Source organism: Pararhizobium gei (genome assembly GCF_029223885.1).
In the GTDB taxonomy this organism is placed as follows: Bacteria; Pseudomonadota; Alphaproteobacteria; order Rhizobiales; family Rhizobiaceae; genus Pararhizobium; species Pararhizobium gei.
Window position 1 is genome coordinate 3,575,045 of the sequence record NZ_CP119409.1, and the last position, 20,509, is coordinate 3,595,553.

At 59.8% G+C, this 20,509-nt stretch carries 16 protein-coding genes; 14 read left to right on the top strand and 2 right to left on the bottom strand.

Features of this window, described 5'->3' with window-relative positions; translation table 11 throughout:
* The first annotated feature begins 108 nt into the window (after window positions 1–108).
* On the top strand, window positions 109–573 hold the full coding sequence (locus tag PY308_RS17425) for a MarR family winged helix-turn-helix transcriptional regulator (protein ID WP_275785083.1): 465 nt from the start codon (window positions 109–111) through the stop codon (window positions 571–573).
* A 7-nt stretch (window positions 574–580) separates the two neighbouring features.
* Here PY308_RS17425 and PY308_RS17430 read toward each other — a convergent pair whose 3' ends face one another.
* Entirely contained in the window at window positions 581–979 is a 399-nt protein-coding gene (locus PY308_RS17430; protein ID WP_275785084.1) for a VOC family protein, read from the bottom strand.
* A 53-nt stretch (window positions 980–1,032) separates the two neighbouring features.
* A complete protein-coding gene (locus PY308_RS17435; RefSeq protein WP_275785087.1) occupies window positions 1,033–1,479 on the bottom strand; it encodes a MarR family winged helix-turn-helix transcriptional regulator in 447 nt (148 codons plus the stop codon).
* A 75-nt stretch (window positions 1,480–1,554) separates the two neighbouring features.
* On the opposite strand from PY308_RS17435, the gene PY308_RS17440 reads away from it, so the two are divergent.
* The 13 genes from PY308_RS17440 (at window position 1,555) to PY308_RS17500 (ending at window position 20,484) form a co-directional block, all read left to right on the top strand.
* The gene (locus PY308_RS17440; RefSeq protein WP_275791186.1) at window positions 1,555–2,283 is read left to right on the top strand and encodes a DUF899 domain-containing protein; all 729 of its coding nucleotides are present in this window, start codon (window positions 1,555–1,557) and stop codon (window positions 2,281–2,283) included.
* Between the two features lie 28 nt (window positions 2,284–2,311).
* Complete coding sequence (locus PY308_RS17445) at window positions 2,312–2,779, top strand: DUF1579 domain-containing protein (protein ID WP_275785090.1); 468 nt, start codon at window positions 2,312–2,314, stop codon at window positions 2,777–2,779.
* Between the two features lie 41 nt (window positions 2,780–2,820).
* Window positions 2,821–3,597 carry a VOC family protein gene (locus PY308_RS17450; protein ID WP_275785092.1) on the top strand — a complete coding sequence of 259 codons (777 nt, stop codon included), beginning with the start codon at window positions 2,821–2,823 and terminating at the stop codon, window positions 3,595–3,597.
* Between the two features lie 249 nt (window positions 3,598–3,846).
* Window positions 3,847–7,179 (top strand): transglutaminase family protein, encoded by a 3,333-nt coding sequence (locus PY308_RS17455; RefSeq protein ID WP_275785094.1) that lies wholly within the window; start codon window positions 3,847–3,849, stop codon window positions 7,177–7,179.
* Window positions 7,180–7,186: 7 nt separating this feature from the next.
* Complete coding sequence (locus tag PY308_RS17460) at window positions 7,187–9,601, top strand: circularly permuted type 2 ATP-grasp protein (RefSeq protein ID WP_275785096.1); 2,415 nt, start codon at window positions 7,187–7,189, stop codon at window positions 9,599–9,601.
* A 36-nt stretch (window positions 9,602–9,637) separates the two neighbouring features.
* Window positions 9,638–10,516, top strand: coding sequence for a transglutaminase family protein (locus PY308_RS17465; RefSeq protein ID WP_275785098.1), 879 nt, complete (start codon window positions 9,638–9,640; stop codon window positions 10,514–10,516).
* Between the two features lie 234 nt (window positions 10,517–10,750).
* Window positions 10,751–13,216 carry a glycogen/starch/alpha-glucan phosphorylase gene (locus tag PY308_RS17470; protein WP_275785101.1) on the top strand — a complete coding sequence of 822 codons (2,466 nt, stop codon included), beginning with the start codon at window positions 10,751–10,753 and terminating at the stop codon, window positions 13,214–13,216.
* Complete coding sequence (glgB, locus tag PY308_RS17475) at window positions 13,213–15,423, top strand: 1,4-alpha-glucan branching protein GlgB (protein ID WP_275785103.1); 2,211 nt, start codon at window positions 13,213–13,215, stop codon at window positions 15,421–15,423. Before PY308_RS17470 ends, glgB begins: the two co-directional genes overlap by 4 nt.
* Window positions 15,424–15,543: 120 nt before the next feature.
* A complete protein-coding gene (gene glgC / locus PY308_RS17480; RefSeq protein ID WP_275785105.1) occupies window positions 15,544–16,803 on the top strand; it encodes a glucose-1-phosphate adenylyltransferase in 1,260 nt (419 codons plus the stop codon).
* A 2-nt stretch (window positions 16,804–16,805) separates the two neighbouring features.
* Entirely contained in the window at window positions 16,806–18,245 is a 1,440-nt protein-coding gene (gene glgA, locus PY308_RS17485; RefSeq protein WP_275785107.1) for a glycogen synthase GlgA, read from the top strand.
* Between the two features lie 6 nt (window positions 18,246–18,251).
* Window positions 18,252–19,880 carry an alpha-D-glucose phosphate-specific phosphoglucomutase gene (locus tag PY308_RS17490; protein WP_275785109.1) on the top strand — a complete coding sequence of 543 codons (1,629 nt, stop codon included), beginning with the start codon at window positions 18,252–18,254 and terminating at the stop codon, window positions 19,878–19,880.
* A gap of 152 nt (window positions 19,881–20,032) precedes the next feature.
* Window positions 20,033–20,251: a hypothetical protein gene (locus PY308_RS17495; RefSeq protein ID WP_275785111.1), complete on the top strand. Its 219-nt coding sequence runs from the start codon at window positions 20,033–20,035 to the stop codon at window positions 20,249–20,251.
* Window positions 20,215–20,484 (top strand): hypothetical protein, encoded by a 270-nt coding sequence (locus PY308_RS17500; protein WP_434064165.1) that lies wholly within the window; start codon window positions 20,215–20,217, stop codon window positions 20,482–20,484. Before PY308_RS17495 ends, PY308_RS17500 begins: the two co-directional genes overlap by 37 nt.
* Window positions 20,485–20,509: the final 25 nt, after the last annotated feature.

The window sequence follows — 20,509 nt, forward strand, 5'->3', positions numbered from 1 at the left end:
CCCAGCCTTTCCACGAAACGCACCAGCTTTTTTCTCGTCTTCTCCTTGAAAATAAGGATAACATGACAATCTGTTGTCATGTTATCCTTATGATGGCTGGGGGCAAGCATGAAAAAGCCGGAACGAACCGATGCGGGGGATGCTTTTGCTGCATTCTCGATTTCCGTCCTGCGGGTTGCGGCACATCTGAACGCCGAAAGCGAGGCACTGGCAAAGCCGTCTGGACAGACCGGCGCCCGATGGCAGGTGCTCGCAGCCGCGCAACACGCAACCATGTCAGTCGCCGAGATCGGCCGCGTGCTCGGTCTTGCCCGTCAAGGCGTCCAGCGTATTGCGGATATCCTGGAAACGGATGGGCTGGTGCGTTATGAGGATAATCCCGCCCATCAGCGGGCCAAGCTGCTGGTGCTCACACCTGCCGGTACGCAGATTCTGGAGGATATGGAGACGCGGCAGGCAGGATGGGCCGATGCCCTTGGCGCAGAGATTGGCGCAACCAGTCTGAACACCGCGACCGAGATTCTTGCCCGAGTCATCGAAGAGCTGGAGCAACAGGAAGAACCCGCGCCTTGAAGCTCGATCATGCCGGAGGTTGCGCTTCCATATAGGCGAGTTCCCAGACATGACCGTCGGGATCCTGGAAGCTGCACCCGTACATGAAGCCGTAATCCATCACGGGTCGCCACGTCTTACCGCCGAGCGAGAGAGCCTTGGCAAGTGTCTCATCGACTTCCTGCCGGCTCCCGGCCGAAAGTGCCGTCAGCACTTCCGTCGCTTTGCTGGTATCGCTGATCTCATCGATAATGAATTCCTGGAAGCGCGTCTCCAGCATCAGCATGACGAAGATGTTCTTCTCCACGATCATGCACAGCGTGTCATCGCTGGAATAATCGGGATTGAAGCTGAAACCCAGCCCACTGAAAAAGTCCTTGCTTCGCTTGATGTCCTTGACCGCCAAGTTCACAAAAATCATCCGCATGCGTCGTCTCCCTTCTCAATATATGCACTGGATAGCTAAAGTGCTGTGAACGGTCAGGCGAGCGCCATGAGATCGTTCCGCAGACGCGACGGCCTGCCCTCTCCGAGCATGTCATCGACGGCTGCGTGGGTTTCCCTCCAGATCGGCACCGCCTTTGCGAGCAAGACATGCCCTGCCGGAGTCAGCCTCATGCGCCTCAGTCTCCTGTCGTCGCGATCCACCGCGATTTCCAATAACCCTCGCTTTTCCAACGGCTTCAGCGCCGCGGTCAGTGTCGTGCGATCCATGGCCAGCAGCAAGGCGACGGGACCCATGCCGGGGGGCTCCGGCCGATTAAGCGACATGAGCAGGGAAAACTGTCCATTGGTCAGGTCGAGAGGCCTCAGCGCCTCATCGAATTTGCGGGCCAGCATACGCGCCGCCCGCTGAACATGGAGGCAAAGGCAGGTGTCGCGGACAAGCAGGGTAGTTTCAAAAGGAATCACGACAGGCTTTGACATGACGATATAATGTTGATATCAACGTAATTAGTCAAGCGGAACGAAATGCGATTTCTTGAGGAGGAATGAACGATGTTGACCAATCCGGTTGTATCTCGGGAAGAGTGGCTGGCAGCGCGCAAATCACTGCTGGCGACCGAAAAGGAGGAGACGCGGTTGCGGGACAAGATACGCGCCGAACGGCAGAACCTGCCCTGGGTGAAGGTCGACAAGACCTATACCTTCGATACGACGGCGGGCAGAAAGACCTTGGACGACCTGTTCGATGGCCGCAGCCAGCTGATGATCTATCACTTCATGTTCGGCCCCGACTGGGAAGCCGGCTGCACCGGCTGCTCATTCCTGGCCGATCACATCGACGGTACACTTCCCCATCTCAACAATCACGATGTAACCTTCGTCGCCGTGGCCCGGGCACCGCTCGACAAGATTGCAGCCTATAAAAGCCGTATGGGCTGGAAATTCCCGTGGGTCTCGTCTTTCGGCAGCGATTTCAACTATGACTTTCACGTCTCCTTCACCAGGGAAGAGCTGGAAAGCGGCGAGGTTTTCTACAATTTCTCGAACATATCCGCCGACAAGGCTCATGACGAACTGCCGGGCATGAGCGCCTTCTACAAGGCCGAGGACGGCAGCATCTACCATACCTATTCCGACTATGCCCGTGGGGGAGAGGAAATCCTGACGACGATGATGATTCTCGACCGGGCGCCGAAGGGCCGCAACGAAAGCTCGACGATGAGCTTCCTCAAGCGACACGACGAATACGAGCAGGCGCCGAAGGCGCATTCCTGCTGCGCCTGACTGCCGAAGTCTTGAACGGGAGGATGACATGAAAATCGAACGCACAGCGGAACACCGCTGGCTGGAACAATTGACAGGCCGTTGGAGCGTGATCTTCGATTTCGATGAGCATTCGGTCTGGACGGAGGAGGCACGCTCTCTGGACGGCCTCTGGCACATCGCTGAAATGTCAGGTCCCATGCCGGACGGCAGCACGGCCACGATGATCATGACGCTCGGATACGATCCGGACAGGAAATGCTTTGTCGGATCGACCATCGGCACGATGATGAGAAATCTCTGGGTCTATGAAGGTGGGCTCGACGAGACCGGCAAGGTGCTGACGCTCGACTGCGACGGGCCGGATATGGACGGATCGGGCCGCATCGCGCGCTATCAGGACATCATCGAAATCGTGGATGTCGACACTCGCCGCTTCTCGTCACGCATGCAGGCAATCGATGGCAGTTGGAAGCCTGTCATGGCGTCGCAGTACAAACGTATGGCGGTCCCCTGAACGGCGCTCGCACCCGACAAAGTCAATACAGGAGGAAGAGCATGAGCAACCCATTCGGCACGTTTGTCTGGCACGAACTGATGACCACCGACACTGCGGCCGCCACGGAGTTCTACACGAACGTTGTCGGCTGGCGGGCCGCCGACAGCGGCATGGTCGGTTTCGACTACACGCTTTTCTACGCCGGCGAACAGCGCGCTGCCGGCCTGATGAACATGCCGGAAGACGCACCGCCCGGAATGCCGCCCTGCTGGGTGGGCTATATTGGCGTCGAGGATATCGACAAGACAGCAACGGACCTTGCCGCGAAGGGCGCAACCATCATAGAGCAACCGCGCGACATTCCCGGTGTCGGCCGTTTCGCAGTCATCGCCGATCCGCATGGGGCGGTCTTTTCCCTGTTCTCAACGGATGATGGCGACATGGGCCCGCAGCTTCCACCCGGCAGCAATGGTCAGGTCGGCTGGAACGAGCTGATGGCCGGCGATCTCGCCAGCGCCTGGGCCTTTTATTCCTCCGCTTTTGGCTGGACCAGGGACATGGCCGTCGATATGGGCGAGATGGGAGTCTACCAGACTTTTGGCGCGAATGGGTCCCCAAGCTTCGGCGGCATGATGACCAAACCAAAGGACATGCCGGCACCGCCCTACTGGGGCTACTATTTCAACGTCGATGCCATCGATGCCGCCGTCGAGCGCGTCAAGGCTGGCGGTGGACAGATCCTGATGGGTCCCATGGAAGTTCCCGGCGGCGCATGGATCATCAACGGCATCGACCCGCAGGGCGCCCATTTCAATCTGGTTTCGATGAAGCGATAGACTTCCAATGAAGAGCGTTCATGCCCCATTCAGGGCGTGGACGCCTCCGCAGGAGCGTTTGAAAACGACTATCTCACAGCCCAGCACTGCTGATTTTGGGTGCATTCGGAGCCAATGCCGATAATTGCAGCAAAGCCTCTGTCGACACAGCGCGGTTTTGGCTGATTCAGCCTTGCAATCTCCCTTCGCATTGCACAAAGTCATTTCCAATGATGGCAGAGACCTGTCATCAAAGGGATATAAAGCCGTATGTCGATCAAAGCCAGCATCTATCACCTGACGCATTATACCTATGACAAACCAGTCCGGCTCGGCCCCCAGATCATCCGCCTGAAGCCCGCCGCGCATTCCAAGACAAAGGTCATCAGCCACTCTCTGAAGGTAACGCCGGCCAATCACTTCGTGACGCTGCAGCAGGATCCCTACGGCAACTACCTCTCGCGCTACGTCTTCCCCGATCCTGTGACAGAACTCAAGATCGAGGTCGATCTCGTCGCCGACATGACGGTCTACAATCCGTTCGACTTCTTCATCGAGGAAGAGGCAGAGACATTCCCGTTCACCTATCCCGAAGATATCCGGGACGATCTGAAGATCTATATGCAGCCGGAGCCGATGAGCCCGGCGCTCGAAGCCTATATCAAGGGCATCGACCTGACGCCGGTGCGCACCATCGATTTTATTGTCGGGCTGAACGCCAAGCTGCAGCAGAAGGTCAACTACGTCATCCGCATGGAACCAGGCGTCCAGACGCCGGAAGAAACACTCTCGCTGGCGCTCGGTTCCTGCCGCGATTCGAGCTGGCTGCTCGTCGAAATCCTTCGCAATCTCGGGCTCGCTGCCCGCTTCGTCTCCGGCTACCTGATCCAGCTTGCACCGGATCTGAAGGCGCTCGACGGTCCGTCCGGTACGGAGGTCGACTTCACCGACTTGCATGCCTGGTGCGAGGTCTATCTGCCCGGCGCCGGTTGGGTTGGTCTGGATCCGACATCCGGTCTTCTGACAGGCGAAAGCCACATTCCGCTGGCCGCCACCCCGCATTACCGCAACGCCGCGCCAATCTCCGGTGGTCTTTACGGCGATGCCAACACCACCTTCGATTTCGCCATGACGGTCAACCGCGTGGCAGAGCACCCGCGCATCACCAAGCCCTTTTCCGAAGAGAGCTGGCAGGCGCTGAATGCGCTCGGCGAACACGTCGACAGGGTGCTGACGGGCAATGACGTCCGCCTGACCATGGGCGGCGAGCCAACCTTCGTCTCCATCGACGATTTCGAATCCGAGGAATGGAACACCGGCGCCGTCGGCCCGACCAAGCGCGACAAGGCGGACGAACTGATCCGGCGCCTGCGCGAACGCTTCGCGCCCGGCGGCTTCCTGCATTACGGCCAGGGCAAGTGGTATCCCGGCGAAAGCCTGCCGCGCTGGACCTTCTCGCTCTACTGGCGCAAGGACGGCAAGCCGATCTGGCACAATCCGGAGCTGATCGCCGCCGAGGGTCAGGATACCAAGGTCACCGACAAGGACGCAGCTGCGCTTCTGACCGGCATTGCCGCAGAGCTTGAGATCGAACCGGAAATGATCATCCCGGCCTTCGAGGATCCGGCCGAGTGGATCATCAAGGAAGGCAGCCTGCCCGAAAACGTCGATCCGGAAAACTCCAAGCTGGAAAGCCCGGAAGAACGCGCCCGCATCGCCAAGGTTTTCGAACGCGGCCTCACGACACCGACCGGTTACATCCTTCCGGTCCAGGCCTGGAATTCCAGGGCGGAGGGACAGAAATGGATCTCCGAGAAATGGCGCACCCGGCGCGGCAAGATCTTCCTGATGCCCGGCGACAGCCCCATCGGCTTCCGCATGCCGCTGGGCACGCTGCCTTACGTACCGCCCTCGCAATATCCCTATATCCACGAGGTCGATCCCTCCGTTGAGCGTGACGAGCTGCCTGATTACGGCACGCCGGCGCGAGCGTTGGCCGAGGCCTCCCGCAAGGCCGTTGCCGAAGAACGGCAGAAGCGCGTCGAACAGGTGCTGGAAGCGGCCAATGCCGATATCCGCGGCGCGGTGCGCACCGCCATGAGCGTCGAGCCGCGCGATGGACGCCTGTGCGTCTTCATGCCGCCGGTCGAGCGTGTCGAGGATTATCTGGAACTGATCGCCGCGGCTGAAAAGGCGGCTTCCGATCTCGGTCTGCCGATTCATATCGAAGGCTACTCGCCGCCGCAGGACGAACGCATCAACGTTATGCGCGTGGCGCCGGATCCCGGCGTCATCGAAGTCAATATCCACCCGGCCTCCAACTGGGCCGATTGCGTCGCCATCACCACCGCGATCTACGAGGAGGCCCGCCTTACCCGTCTCGGAGCCGACAAGTTCATGATCGATGGCCGCCACACGGGCACCGGCGGTGGCAACCATGTCGTCGTCGGCGGCAACAGCCCCAACAACAGTCCGTTCCTGCGCCGCCCGGATCTGCTGAAAAGCCTCGTCCTGCATTGGCAGCGCCATCCATCGCTGTCCTACCTCTTCTCCGGCATGTTCATCGGCCCGACCAGCCAGGCACCGCGCATCGACGAGGCCCGGCACGACAGCCTTTACGAGTTGGAAATCGCCATGGCACAGGTGCCGGTGCCCGGCATGGCGCAAGCGCCGCTGCCCTGGATGGTCGATCGCCTGTTCCGCAATCTCCTGACCGACGTTACCGGCAATACGCATCGTGCCGAAATCTGCATCGACAAGCTGTTTTCACCGGACGGACCCACAGGCCGCCTCGGCCTCGTCGAATTCCGCGGTTTCGAAATGCCGCCGAATGCGCGGATGTCGCTCGCCCAGCAGGTTCTGGTGCGCGCGCTCATCGCCCGGTTCTGGCAAAATCCGGCGGAAGGCAAACTCGTGCGCTGGGGAACGGCACTACACGACCGTTTCATGCTGCCGCATTATGTGTGGCAGGATTTCCTCGATGTGCTCAATGATCTCAGAGCCAATGGTTTCAATCTGCGACCCGAATGGTTCGAAGCGCAGCTTGAATTCCGTTTCCCGTTCTGCGGCGAAGTCGAGTATGAGGGTGCGAAGCTGGAGATACGTCAGGCGCTCGAGCCGTGGCATGTCATGGGTGAGGAAGGCGCGCCCGGCGGAACCGTGCGCTATGTTGACAGCTCCGTCGAGCGCCTGCAGGTCAAGCTCGATACTGCGAATCCGGAACGCTACACCGTCGCCTGCAACGGTCGGCAGGTTCCCCTTACCAAAACCGGCTTCAACGGTGTCGCTGTTGCCGGTGTCCGCTACAAGGCATGGCAGCCTGTGTCGGGTTTGCATCCCAATCTGCCGGTTAACACACCGCTTACGTTCGACATTTATGATACATGGTCGAAACGTTCGATCGGCGGCTGTATCTACCACGTTGCCCATCCGGGCGGACGCAGCTACGACACATTTCCGGTGAACGGCAACGAGGCGGAAGCCCGGCGTCTGGCGCGCTTCGAGCCCTGGGGTCATACCGCGGGCACGTTTGCGCTAATGCCCGAAATCCCGTCGGCAGAATTTCCCCTGACGCTTGATTTGCGGCGTCCGGCAGGAGTGTAAAGACGGGATGTCCCAAAAGCAGACGGCGGACGCAAAGCGCAACGAAAGCCGGATCGGCACCGATCCGGTTTTCGGCTATCGGGCCCTGCCCGGCATCGCCGATGAAATGCTCGATACCCGGGGAAATGTGAGACCGGTCTGGCAGCATTTCCTTTCCTCCATCGGCCGCATGGATGAAACCGAGCTTTCCAACCGGTTTGCCCGTGCCGATCGCTACCTGCGCGACGCCGGCGTTTTTTACAGGGCCTATGGCACCAAGGAGAATTCGGAACGCAACTGGCCGCTATCGCATGTACCGGTCCTGATCGACGATACCGAGTGGCAGGCTGTTTCCAGGGGCCTTGTCCAGCGCGCCGAACTTCTGGAGCGTATCGCAGCGGACATATACGGCAGCAATCGATTGGTTGCCGAAGGATTCCTGCCGCCATCGCTGGTCGCGGGCAATCCGGAATTCCTGCGCCCGATGGTCGGCGTGCTGCCTGCCGATGGCCATTTCCTGCATTTCTGTTCCTTCGAAATCGGCCGCGGGCCGGATGGCAACTGGTGGGTTCTTTCGGATCGCACCGAGGCGCCCTCCGGAGCCGGTTTCGCGCTGGAGAACCGCGTCGCGACCACCCGCGCCTTCTCCGATCTCTACGCCGAAACCCATGTCCACCGCCTTGCAGGCTTTTTCGGTGCCTTCCGGGACGAATTGCAATCGCGCAAGAAGCATCCCGATGACCGTATCGCCGTTCTCACCCCGGGCGTTGCCAATGAGACCTATTTCGAACACGCCTATATAGCCCGCTATCTCGGTTTCATGCTGCTTGAGGGCGAGGATCTGACCGTTATCGACGGCCGTGTGATGGTGAGGACCGTCGCCGGCCTCAAGCCCGTCGGCGTGCTCTGGCGCCGTCTGGATGCTTCTTTTGCCGACCCGCTTGAACTCAACCAGAGCTCGCATATCGGCACGCCCGGCATGGTCGAGGCGTTGCGGTCGGGCTCGGTGTCGATCGTCAATTCGCTTGGCTCCGGCATTCTCGAAACCCGCGCCTTTCTCGCCTTCATGCCGAAGATCTGTCGTCATCTTCTTGGGGAAGACCAGATTTTGCCGAGCATCGCGACCTGGTGGTGCGGCCAGCAGCCCGAGCGCGATCAAGTGGCGGGCAATATCGAGAAGATGGTGATCGGCCCGGCCTATTCCACCCGTCCCTTCTTCGACGACAATGGCCGCTCTGTTCTCGGCTCCTCGCTTCGCGCCAATGCCCGGATTTCCGTAACCGATTGGCTACAGAGCGATGGTCCGAAGCTCGTCGGCCAGGAAGTCGTCACGCTCTCCACCACGCCCGCCTGGGTCAATGGCAAGCTGACGCCGCGGCCGATGAGCCTGCGCGTCTATGTCGCCCGCACCCGCAGCGGCTGGCAGGTCATGCCAGGCGGTTTCGCCCGCATCGGCTCCGGTGCGGACGCTGCGGCAATTGCCATGCAGACCGGCGGGTCCGCCGCCGATGTCTGGATCGTCAGTCAGAAGCCCGTCGAGCAGATGACGCTCCTGCCGGCCGAAGAAAGCTTCATCCGCATCATGCCCGGCAGTCTGCCGAGCCGTGCGGCCGACAACCTCTTCTGGCTCGGGCGTTATATCGAAAGGGCGGAGGGTGCGCTGCGCATCCTGCGCGCCTGGCATGGGCGCTTTGCCGAAACGGCCGATACCGAAATGCCGCTCTTGAAGGATATCACGGACTATCTGGCCGGGCTCGACATCGACACCAAACAGCCGGTGCCTGACAGCCTGATGGCCAATATCGACAGCGCCCTGTTTTCCGCCAGCAACATTCGCGACCGGTTTTCCGCGGACGGATGGCTGGCGCTGAACGATCTCGCCAAGACCGCCCGCAAGTTCCAGTCCACCGTACAGGCCGGTGACGACGCCACCCATGCGATGACCATCCTTTTGCGCAAGCTGGCGGGTTTTGCGGGTCTCGTCCACGAAAACATGTACCGTTTCACCGGCTGGCGTTTCCTGTCCATCGGTCGTTATCTCGAGCGCGGGCTGCATATGACGCGGCTTCTCAGCCATATGTCCGGCGAGGACGCGCCCGATGGCGCTTACGACATGCTGCTTGAGATCGGCGACAGTGTGATGACCCACCGCCGCCGCTACAACGTCAATACGGCAGCCCTGACCGTCACCGACCTGCTGGCGCTCGATCCGCTCAACCCGCGTTCGATCCTTTATCAGTTGAACGAGATCAAGACGGAAGTCGAACAATTGCCGAACGCGTTCTCCAACGGCCAGATGTCGCCCTTCTACCGCGAAGCCATGAAACTTCACGCCGGTCTGGCGGTGATGACACCCGAAGCGATGACCCCCGATGTCTACAGTCATCTGGAACAGGAGCTCGGGCGTTTTTCCGACATCCTCGCACAAACCTATCTCGGATAGGATATGACGAATCGCCTGCGCCGAATATGAGAAGCCATGCTCTACGACATCAATCTGCGGATTACCTATAGCTACGAGGTTCCGGTTACCGGCGGCCGGCATGTTGTGCGCGTGCTGCCGATCTCGTTGCCGGATCGCCAGCGGTTGATCGCGGGAACGGTCACCTGCGTGCCGGCACCGGAAGAGCGCATCGACAGCCTGGATTTCTTTGCCAACCCCTCGACGTCGATCCTGTTCCGCAAGGCCCATGAGGAACTGGTCATCCGGATGCAGGCACGCATCCAGCTGGAACAACAAGCATTGACCGCCGATTTTTCGCCCGGACTTGCATCTTTTCCAACGGAAATTGCCAATGTCTGGTCGCTGGACGCCAATTCGCCGCATCACTTCCTAGGGCCCAGTCCGCGGCTTCCGGAGGATCCGGCGATATCGGCCTATGCGCACGACATCGTGGAGCAGGACATGACGATCCGCCAGATCGCGACAGCGGTCTGCGCCCGGATCCATAAGGATTTCACATATGACCCGAAGGCGACCACCGTCGATACGACACCGCGTGAGGCCTTCAAGCTGAAACGCGGCGTTTGCCAGGATTTTACGCATGTCATGATCTGCGCTTTGCGCAGCCTCGGCATTCCCGCAGGCTATGTCAGCGGGTTCCTGCGCACGCTTCCGCCACCCGGCAAGGAGCGCCTGGAGGGCGCGGACGCCATGCACGCCTGGGTACGGTTCTGGTGCGGCGCAGCCTCCGGCTGGCTGGAACTCGACCCCACGAACAATATTTTTGCAGGTCTCGACCACATCGTCGTCGGCCATGGACGGGACTATAGTGATGTGGCCCCCGTCATCGGCGTTCTGAAGGGATACGGCTCGCACAAGACGGAACAGGCTGTCGATGTCATTCCGCTGACATGACCTGACATCATTCTCGCGCGATAGCGCAGGCCGGACACGCGACCGTCGCTCACAGGCCGCGGCAAGATTGCCCGTTCGGATGGATTAAAAATGCGATTCGCGCGCAGTTCGCTGTCAATTTCCATCTTGTTGAAAACGCTATTGCAAGCGCTTCGTATCGGTGCATAAATCGTTTGTATACTCCGTTGGTGTCCGCCTCCGGTCTCCCAAACCGCAAGCAGAGGTTACCCCTTTATGATCAGCCGTCAGTCCAACGAGAAGATTCCGAATGCTGCCCCACGCGAGTCGAACGCCGAGGTTCTCGCCCAGGAGATCATCGAGCGCCTCACTTATCGTATTGGCAAGGATCCGAAGGTCGCCAAGCCGCATGACTGGCTGACTGCGGCAATCCTGGTGGTGCGCGACCGCATCACCGACAACTGGATGGAATCGACACGCAAGACCTATGCCACGGATGCCAAGCGGGTTTACTACCTGTCGCTCGAATTCCTGATCGGCCGCCTGATGCGCGATGCCGTCACAAATATCGGCCTGATGGATGAGTTGCGCGAGGCGCTTGCCTCCTTCGGCGTCGATATCGATGTCATCGCGGCTCTCGAGCCGGATGCCGCGCTTGGCAATGGCGGCCTTGGCCGGCTTGCTGCCTGTTTCATGGAATCGATGGCAACCGTCGACATTCCGGCCTATGGCTACGGCATCCGTTACGTGCACGGCCTCTTCCGCCAGCAGATGGCGGATGGCTGGCAGGTGGAACTGCCGGAGACATGGCTTGCTCACGGCAATCCCTGGGAATTCGAGCGCCGGGAAAGCTCCTACGAAATCGGCTTCGGCGGCTCGGTCGAAACGGTCAATGTCGACGAGGAAATCACGCGCTATGTCTGGAAGCCGGCCGAACGCGTCATCGCCACAGCCTGCGACACACCGGTCGTCGGCTGGCGCGCCAAGCGCGTCAACACGCTGCGCCTGTGGACCGCCCATCCGATCGATCCGATCCTGCTCGACGCTTTCAATGCCGGCGACCATATCGGCGCGCTGAGGGAGAGCAACAAGGCCGAGAGCCTGGCACGCGTGCTTTATCCCGCAGACGCCACGCCGGCTGGGCAGGAACTGCGCCTGCGGCAGGAGTTCTTCTTCTCCTCCGCTTCGCTTCAGGACATCCTGCGGCGCCACCTGCAGCAATATCCGGATTTCACGTCGCTGCCGGACAAGGTATCGATCCAGCTCAACGACACGCATCCCGCTATTTCGGTGGCCGAGCTCGTCCGTCTCCTGACGGACGTTCACGGAATAGACTTTGAGGCAGCCTGGGATATTGCCCGCCACACTTTTTCCTACACGAACCACACATTGCTGCCCGAGGCCCTGGAAACCTGGCCTGTGCCGCTGTTCGAGCGCCTTCTGCCAAGACACATGCAGATTGTCTATGCGATCAATGCAAAAATTCTGATCGAGGCCCGCAAGCAGTCGGTCCATACCGACCAGGAAGTTCGCAACATCTCGCTGATCGATGAAAGTGGCGACCGCCGGGTACGGATGGGCAACCTCGCCTTCGTCGGATCCCATTCGATCAACGGCGTCTCGGCTCTCCATACGGAATTGATGAAGGAAACGGTATTTGCCGACCTGCATCGTCTCTATCCTGCCCGCATCAACAACAAGACCAACGGCATCACGCCCCGCCGCTGGCTCATGCAGTGCAACCCGGATCTCTTTGGTCTTATCCGCGAAGCGATCGGCGACGACTTCATGGACGATGCGGAAGCGTTGCAGGCACTCGATCCATTCGCCGACAAGGCGGATTTCCAGAGCCGCTTCGCGCAAATCAAGCGGTCCAACAAGATAAAGCTTGCGCAACTCGTCCAGGGCCGGATGGGCATCAAGCTCGATCCATCTGCCATGTTCGACATCCAGATCAAGCGTATCCACGAGTACAAGCGCCAGCTTCTAAACATCGTTGAAGCGATCTCGCTGTACGACCAGATCCGCTCGCATCCGGAACTGGACTGGGTGCCGCGCGTCAAGCTTTTCGCCGGCAAGGCGGCGCCGAGCTATCACAATGCCAAGCTGATCATCAAGCTCGCCAACGACGTTGCCAGGGTGATCAACAATGATCCATCGGTGCGCGGTCTGCTGAAGGTCGTCTTCATTCCGAACTACAACGTGTCGCTGGCCGAAATCATGGTGCCTGCTGCCGACCTCTCGGAACAGATTTCGACTGCGGGGATGGAAGCCTCTGGAACCGGGAACATGAAATTCGCGTTGAACGGTGCGCTGACCATCGGAACACTGGACGGCGCCAATGTTGAGATGCGAGACTGGGTCGGCGAGGAAAACATCAAGATTTTTGGAATGACGGCGGACGAAGTCGCAAAGGTACGGGCCGAGGGCCACAATCCCCGGGCGATCATCGAACAATCGCGCGAGCTGTCGCAGGCCTTGCAGGCGATTGCGTCGGGCGTGTTTTCGCCGGATGACCGCAACCGCTTCACCGGTCTGGTAGATGGCATCTACAATCACGACTGGTTCATGGTTGCAGCCGACTTCGATGCCTATTCCAAAGCGCAGAGGGAGGTCGATGCTATCTGGACGGACACGTCGAGCTGGTACTCAAAGACGATCCGCAACACGGCGCGGATGGGTTGGTTTTCGTCCGACCGTACGATCCGGCAATATGCCGGCGAAATTTGGAGAGCCGGATGACTTCAGTGCCGAACGACGCCACGCCTGCCGTTCCGACAGCCAGTCTGCCGGCGGAAGAGATTGCGGCGGTCCTTGCTGGCACGCATAGCAATCCCTTCTCCATTCTCGGCCCTCATCAGGCAGGCAAGGCTTTCATCGCCCGTTGTTTCATTCCCGGCGCAGAAACCGTCAGAGCCGAAACCCTGTCCGGCAAGGATCTCGGGACCCTTGGCCGGATCGACGAGGCAGGCTTTTTCCAGGGCGCGATTGCGCTCAGGAAAACCCAGCCGCTTCGCTATCGCGCGAGCAATTCCGGCGGTGAATGGACTGTGACGGACCCCTACAGCTTCGGCCCGGTTCTCGGGCCGATGGACGACTACTATATTCGCGAGGGATCGCATCTGCGCCTGTTCGACAAGATGGGCGCCCATCCATTGAAACACGAGGGTGCTGATGGCTTTCATTTTGCCGTCTGGGCGCCCAATGCACGACGGGTCTCCGTCGTCGGCGACTTCAACAGCTGGGATGGCCGGCGCCATGTGATGCGGCTGCGGCAGGATACCGGGATCTGGGAAATATTCGTGCCCGAGATTTCCTCCGGCGCCATCTACAAATACGAAATCATCGGCAAACATGGCGAGGTTTTACCGCTGAAGGCCGATCCTTTCGCCCGTCGCTCGGAACTGCGCCCCAAGAATGCCTCGGTGACAACGGGCGAGATTGCGCAGGTATGGGAAGACGAGGCGCATCGCGCCCATTGGGCAACGGTGGACGCCCGCCGCCAGCCGATTTCCATTTACGAGGTCCATGCCGCGTCGTGGAGACGCCATGACAATGGTGACATGCTCAGCTGGGACGAGATGGCCGATCAGCTGATCCCTTATTGCGTCGATATGGGCTTCACCCATATCGAGTTTCTCCCCGTCACCGAGTATCCGTTCGATCCCTCCTGGGGATATCAGACCACCGGGCTCTATGCACCGACCGCGCGTTTCGGCGAACCTGAAGGTTTTGCGCGCTTCGTCAACGGCGCTCATAAGGTGGGTCTCGGGATCATTCTCGACTGGGTGCCGGCCCACTTCCCGACCGATGCGCACGGTCTTGGCAATTTTGACGGGACAGCACTCTACGAGCACGAGGATCCACGTCAGGGTTTCCACCCCGACTGGAACACGGCAATCTACAATTTCGGACGGGCCGAGGTCTTCTCCTATCTAGTCAACAATGCGCTCTACTGGGCCGAGAAATTTCATCTCGACGGGCTGCGGGTCGATGCCGTCGCCTCGATGCTCTATCTCGACTATTCGCGCAAGCATGGCGAATGGGTGCCGAACGAATATGGGGGCAACGAAAATCTCGATGCGGTGCGCTTCCTGCAAGCCATGAACAAGGAGGTCTACGGCAGCCATCCCGGCATCATCACGATTGCCGAGGAATCCACCTCCTGGCCGAAGGTTTCAGCTCCGGTGCATACAGGCGGACTCGGCTTCGGCTTCAAGTGGAACATGGGCTTCATGCACGACACGCTGCAATATTTCCAGCGCGAGCCGATCCACCGCAAGCACCATCACCACGACATGACCTTTGGACTTGTCTATGCTTTCAGCGAAAATTTCGTTTTGCCGTTGTCCCACGACGAGGTGGTGCACGGCAAGGGCTCGCTGATCGCCAAGATGGCCGGTGACGACTGGCAGAAGTTCGCCAATCTCCGCGCCTATTACAGCTTCATGTGGGGCTATCCCGGCAAGAAACTTCTGTTCATGGGGCAGGAATTCGCCCAATGGCAGGAATGGTCCGAGGGCCGCTCGCTCGATTGGAACCTTCTCGAATATCCGCTGCATGAGGGGATGCGGCGTCTGGTGCGCGATCTCAACGGGACCTATCTCAGAAAGGCTGCACTGCATGCCAGAGACTGCGAAGGCGAGGGTTTCGAGTGGTTGATTGCCGACGACAGCGAGAACTCCGTCTTTGCCTGGCTGCGCAAGGCGCCCGGTGAAAAAACGATCGCCGTCATCTGCAATTTCACGCCCGTCTACCGTGAAAACTACACGATCCCGCTGCCTTTCGAAGGCCGCTGGAAGGAAATTCTGAACAGCGATGCCGAAATCTATGGGGGAAGCGGCAAGGGTAACGGAGGGCTCGTGCAGGCAAAAAAGCAAAGTTCAGGCGCGGTGACGGCGACGATCACGCTGCCGCCCTTGGCAACGCTGATGCTGGAACAGGATTAGCACGTCGCATAACGGCTTTCCGCCATTTTAGACGGCGCGCAAGAAGAATAATTTGGAGAGGACACTGGTCCGCAGGACGCGTGAACCGCGCCGGGAACCATACTATCGGGAGGAAATTCAATGGAAAAACGCATACAGCCGCTTGCCCGCGACGCTATGGCCTATGTCCTTGCCGGGGGGCGCGGAAGCCGCCTGAAGGAACTGACCGACCGTCGCGCCAAACCCGCCGTCTATTTCGGCGGCAAGGCCCGCATTATCGACTTCGCATTGTCGAACGCGTTGAACTCCGGTATCCGCCGTATCGGCGTCGCCACGCAGTACAAGGCGCATTCACTCATTCGTCATCTCCAGAACGGCTGGAATTTCTTCCGCCCAGAGCGCAACGAGAGCTTCGACATCCTGCCGGCATCGCAGCGCGTTTCGGAAACGCAGTGGTACGAAGGCACGGCGGACGCCGTGTACCAGAACATCGACATCATCGAGGATCACGGCGTCGAATACATGGTCATCCTGGCGGGCGATCATATCTACAAGATGGACTATGAGTTGATGCTGCAGCAGCACGTCGATTCAGGCGCCGACGTCACCATCGGCTGCCTCGAAGTGCCGCGCATGGAGGCCACTGGCTTCGGCGTCATGCATGTCGATGACAAGGACCAGATCATCGCCTTCGTCGAAAAGCCCGCGGACCCGCCGAGCATTCCCGGCAACCCGGACATGGCGCTGGCGTCGATGGGCATCTATGTGTTCCACACCAAGTTCCTGATGGATATCCTGCGCCGCGACGCGGCAGATCCATCCTCCAGCCGCGATTTCGGCAAGGACATCATTCCCTATATCGTCAACCACGGCAAAGCCGTCGCCCATCGCTTCAACGAGTCCTGTGTCCGCTCGAACTTCGAGCGTGAGGCCTATTGGCGCGACGTCGGCACGATCGATGCCTATTGGCAGGCCAATATCGATCTCACCCATGTTACTCCGGAACTCGATATCTATGACGGCACGTGGCCGGTCTGGACCTTCGCCGAAATCAAGCCGCCGGCGAAATTCGTCCATGACGATGAGACCCGCCGCGGCTCGGCAACCTCTTCTCTCGTGTCCGGCGACTGCATCATTTCCGGCGCGTCGCTCAACCGGTCCATGCTGTTTACCGGGGTGCGGGTGAATTCCTTCTCCCGCCTTGATGGCGCCGTGATCCTTCCCAACGTCAAGATCGGTCGCCATGCCAACCTGAAGAACGTCGTTATCGACAGCCGCGTTGTTATCCCGGAAGGCCTTGTCGTCGGCGACGATCCCGAATTCGACGCCAAGCGCTTCCGCCGCTCGGAGAACGGCATCTGCCTGATTACCCAGGCGATGATCGACAAGCTGGATCTGTAGCGATGGAAGTGCTTTCAGTCGCATCCGAAGTCTTTCCGCTGGTCAAGACAGGGGGCCTTGCCGATGTGGCAGGCGCCCTTCCGGCGGCGATGAAGCCCCATGGCGTGCGCATGCGCACGCTGTTGCCCGGTTATCCGGAGGTGACGCGCAAACTGAAGAAGGCGGAACGGATCGGCGGGTTCGATAATCTCTTCGGGCATCCTGCATCCATTCTTGCTGCCAGCCATGACGGGCTTGATCTTCTGGTGCTGGATGCGCCCGCCCTGTTTGACCGCGACGGCGGTCCTTATGTCGACAAGGCAGGTCTGGATTACCCCGACAATTTCCGCCGTTTTGCTGCACTGTCGTTGGCGGCCGCGGAAATCGCCGGCGGAATTCTTTCGGAATGGACGCCGGATCTCGTGCATGTCCACGATTGGCAGGCCGCGCTGACGCCGGTTTACATGCGCTTCGGGCCGGCCCGCGCCACACCCGTGGTCATCACCATCCACAATATCGCTTTCCAGGGACGGTTCGGGCCGCAGGTCTTTCCTGAACTCGCCCTGCCGCCGGAGGCTTTCTCCGTCAATTATGTGGAATATTTTGGTGATATCGGCTTTCTGAAGGGCGGGCTGCAGGCGGCCGACGCCATCACCACGGTCAGCCCCTCCTATGCACAGGAAATCCTCACGCCGGAATTCGGCATGGGCTTCGAGGGCCTGCTTTCATCCCGTCTGACGAGGCTCACCGGCATCGTCAACGGTATCGACACTGATGTTTGGAACCCGCAGACCGACCCGCATATCGCAGCCAATTATGGCGCTTCCTCCATGAAGAAGCGCGCTGCCAATCGAAAGGCGCTCTCGGCTCATTTCGGGCTGGACGACACACCGGGACCGATCTTCTGCGTCATCAGCCGCCTCACCTGGCAGAAGGGTATGGACATACTTGCGGAAGTCGTCGGCGATATCGTCGGCAATGGCGGAAAGCTCGTCGTTCTCGGCTCCGGCGACCCTGCGCTTGAAGCCGCCTTTCAGACGGCTGCGGCGGTCCATCCCGGTCGTGTCGGGATGGTGACAGGCTATAACGAACCCCTGTCGCATCTGATGCAGGCCGGCGCCGATGCCATCCTCATACCCTCGCGCTTCGAGCCCTGCGGACTGACCCAGCTCTACGGGCTGCGCTACGGCTGCGTGCCTGTCGTGGCGCGTACCGGCGGGCTTGCCGATACCATCATCGATGCCAATGAGGCAGCGCTCGCCGCCAGGGTCGCGACCGGCTTTCTCTTCTCGCCGGTTTCCGATGGCGGCCTGCGCCAGGTGCTGCGCCGCGTCTTTTCGATCTACCGCCAACCAAAACTCTGGGCCCGTCTCCAGGCCCAGGGCATGAAAACGGACGTTTCCTGGAATATGAGTGCCCGGCACTATGCCGATCTCTATTCCAGTCTGCTTGCGAAAGGCTAAAAACCCATGATGAAGACCGTTGAGACCACGCCCTATATGGACCAGAAGCCTGGAACATCCGGCCTGCGAAAGAAAGTGCCTGTCTTCCAGCAGAAAAATTACGCCGAGAATTTCATCCAGTCGATCTTCGACAGCCTCGAAGGATTTCAAGGGGAAACCTTGGTGATCGGCGGCGATGGCCGCTTCTACAATCGCGAGGTGATCCAGATTGCCATCAAGATGGCGGCGGCCAATGGCTTCGGCCGGGTGCTCGTCGGGCGCGGCGGAATCCTGTCGACGCCGGCTGCCTCCAATGTCATCCGCAAATACAAGGCCTTCGGCGGCATCGTGCTCTCGGCGAGCCATAATCCCGGCGGCCCGACCGAAGATTTCGGCATCAAGTACAATATCGGCAATGGCGGCCCGGCACCGGAAAAAGTCACCGATGCCATCTTCGCCCGCACGAAGTCCATCGACAGCTACAAGATCGCCGACGTGCCGGATATCAATCTCGACGTCGAAGGCAGCCAGCATGTCGCCGGCATGGATGTGGCGGTGATCAACCCGGTCGCGGACTATGCGGAATTGATGGAACAGCTTTTCGACTTCCAGGCCATCCGCAACCTCCTGTCCGGCGGCTTCCGTATCGTTTTCGACGCCATGAGCGCCGTCACCGGTCCGTATGCCAAGGAAATCCTGGAAAACCGCCTCGGGGCCGCCAAAGGCTCGGTTCTCAACTTCATACCCCTGCCCGATTTCGGCGGTCATCACCCGGATCCGAACCTCGTTCATGCCCGCGCCCTCTACGAGGAAATGATGAGCGAAAACGCGCCGGATTTCGGCGCTGCCTCCGACGGAGACGGCGACCGAAACCTGATCATCGGCAAGGGCATCTTCATCACGCCGTCCGACAGCCTTGCCATGCTGGCTGCCAACGCGACGCTTGCGCCCGGCTATTCCAAGGGCCTCGCCGGCATCGCCCGCTCCATGCCGACAAGTGCTGCCGCCGATCGGGTTGCGGAAAAGCTGGGCATCGGCATTTATGAAACACCCACTGGCTGGAAATTCTTCGGAAACCTGATGGACGACGGCCGCGTCACCATCTGCGGCGAGGAAAGTGCCGGCACCGGTTCGGACCATGTTCGCGAAAAGGACGGTCTCTGGGCGGTCCTGCTCTGGCTCAACATCCTCGCCGTGCGCAAGGAAAGCGCCATCGATATCGTCCGCCAGCATTGGACGACCTATGGCCGCAACTATTATTCCCGCCACGATTATGAAGAGGTCGACAGCGAGGCGGCGAACGGCCTGGTGACCGCACTCCGCGACCAGCTCGCCACCCTGCCCGGAAAAAGCTTCGGCGCGCTGACGGTCGCTACGGCCGACGATTTTTCCTATAATGATCCGGTGGACAAATCCGTCAGCAACAATCAGGGCATCCGCATCCTTTTCGAAGGCGGCTCCCGTGTCGTCTTCCGGCTGTCCGGCACGGGGACATCCGGCGCCACCTTGCGGGTTTATATCGAACGTTACGAGCCCGACGCGGCCCGGCACGACATCGATACCCAGGACGCGCTGGCCGACCTTATCGCCGTCGCTGATGAAATCGCCGGGATCAAGACGCGGACAGGACGGACGGAACCGACTGTCATTACCTGAACGGATAATCTAAAAGAAGCTCACCGGCCTTCGCTCCAAAGGGGAGGCCGGTTTTCTGCGCCTTTAAAGACGACCCACGGAACGGTTTCATGGCCGTGCCCCCATGTCCGCAAGCGCTTATGCCTGCAGCCAGCCCGGAAGGAGCCGCGCCAATGACCGACGACGAACTCGTCGCCCTCTACAAAGCCGGAAAATTCAAGGAAGCGCTTGCCGCCGCCATAGGCGAAAATGCCAAATCCAAGTTTTCCCCCACCCGCCTCGTCATGGACAAGCAGGCTGGCAAGCTCAGATGCTACCGGGGCAACAAGCGCGTTGAAAAGGACGACAAGGGCGAGTGGCACTTGGCCAAGATGCTGAACGCACAGGAATAGATGGAGGCAATCCTATGCGCGACGACGGACCGGATATGGCAGCGTTATTCAAAGAGATCGCCGAAAGCCCGAAACGCGATAACGGCGTTTATCACCGGGCCATGGCCGAAGCACGGCAAGCGTTTGAGAATGCGCAATCTGCCTTGGGCGGATCTGTTCAGGTCAAGACAAAAACGAAGCTGAAGCGCAACGGCGACTATATCGTGAAATGGACATTCCGAAGCGCGCTTTGAAGCTTTGTGAGCATGGATTCCCGCT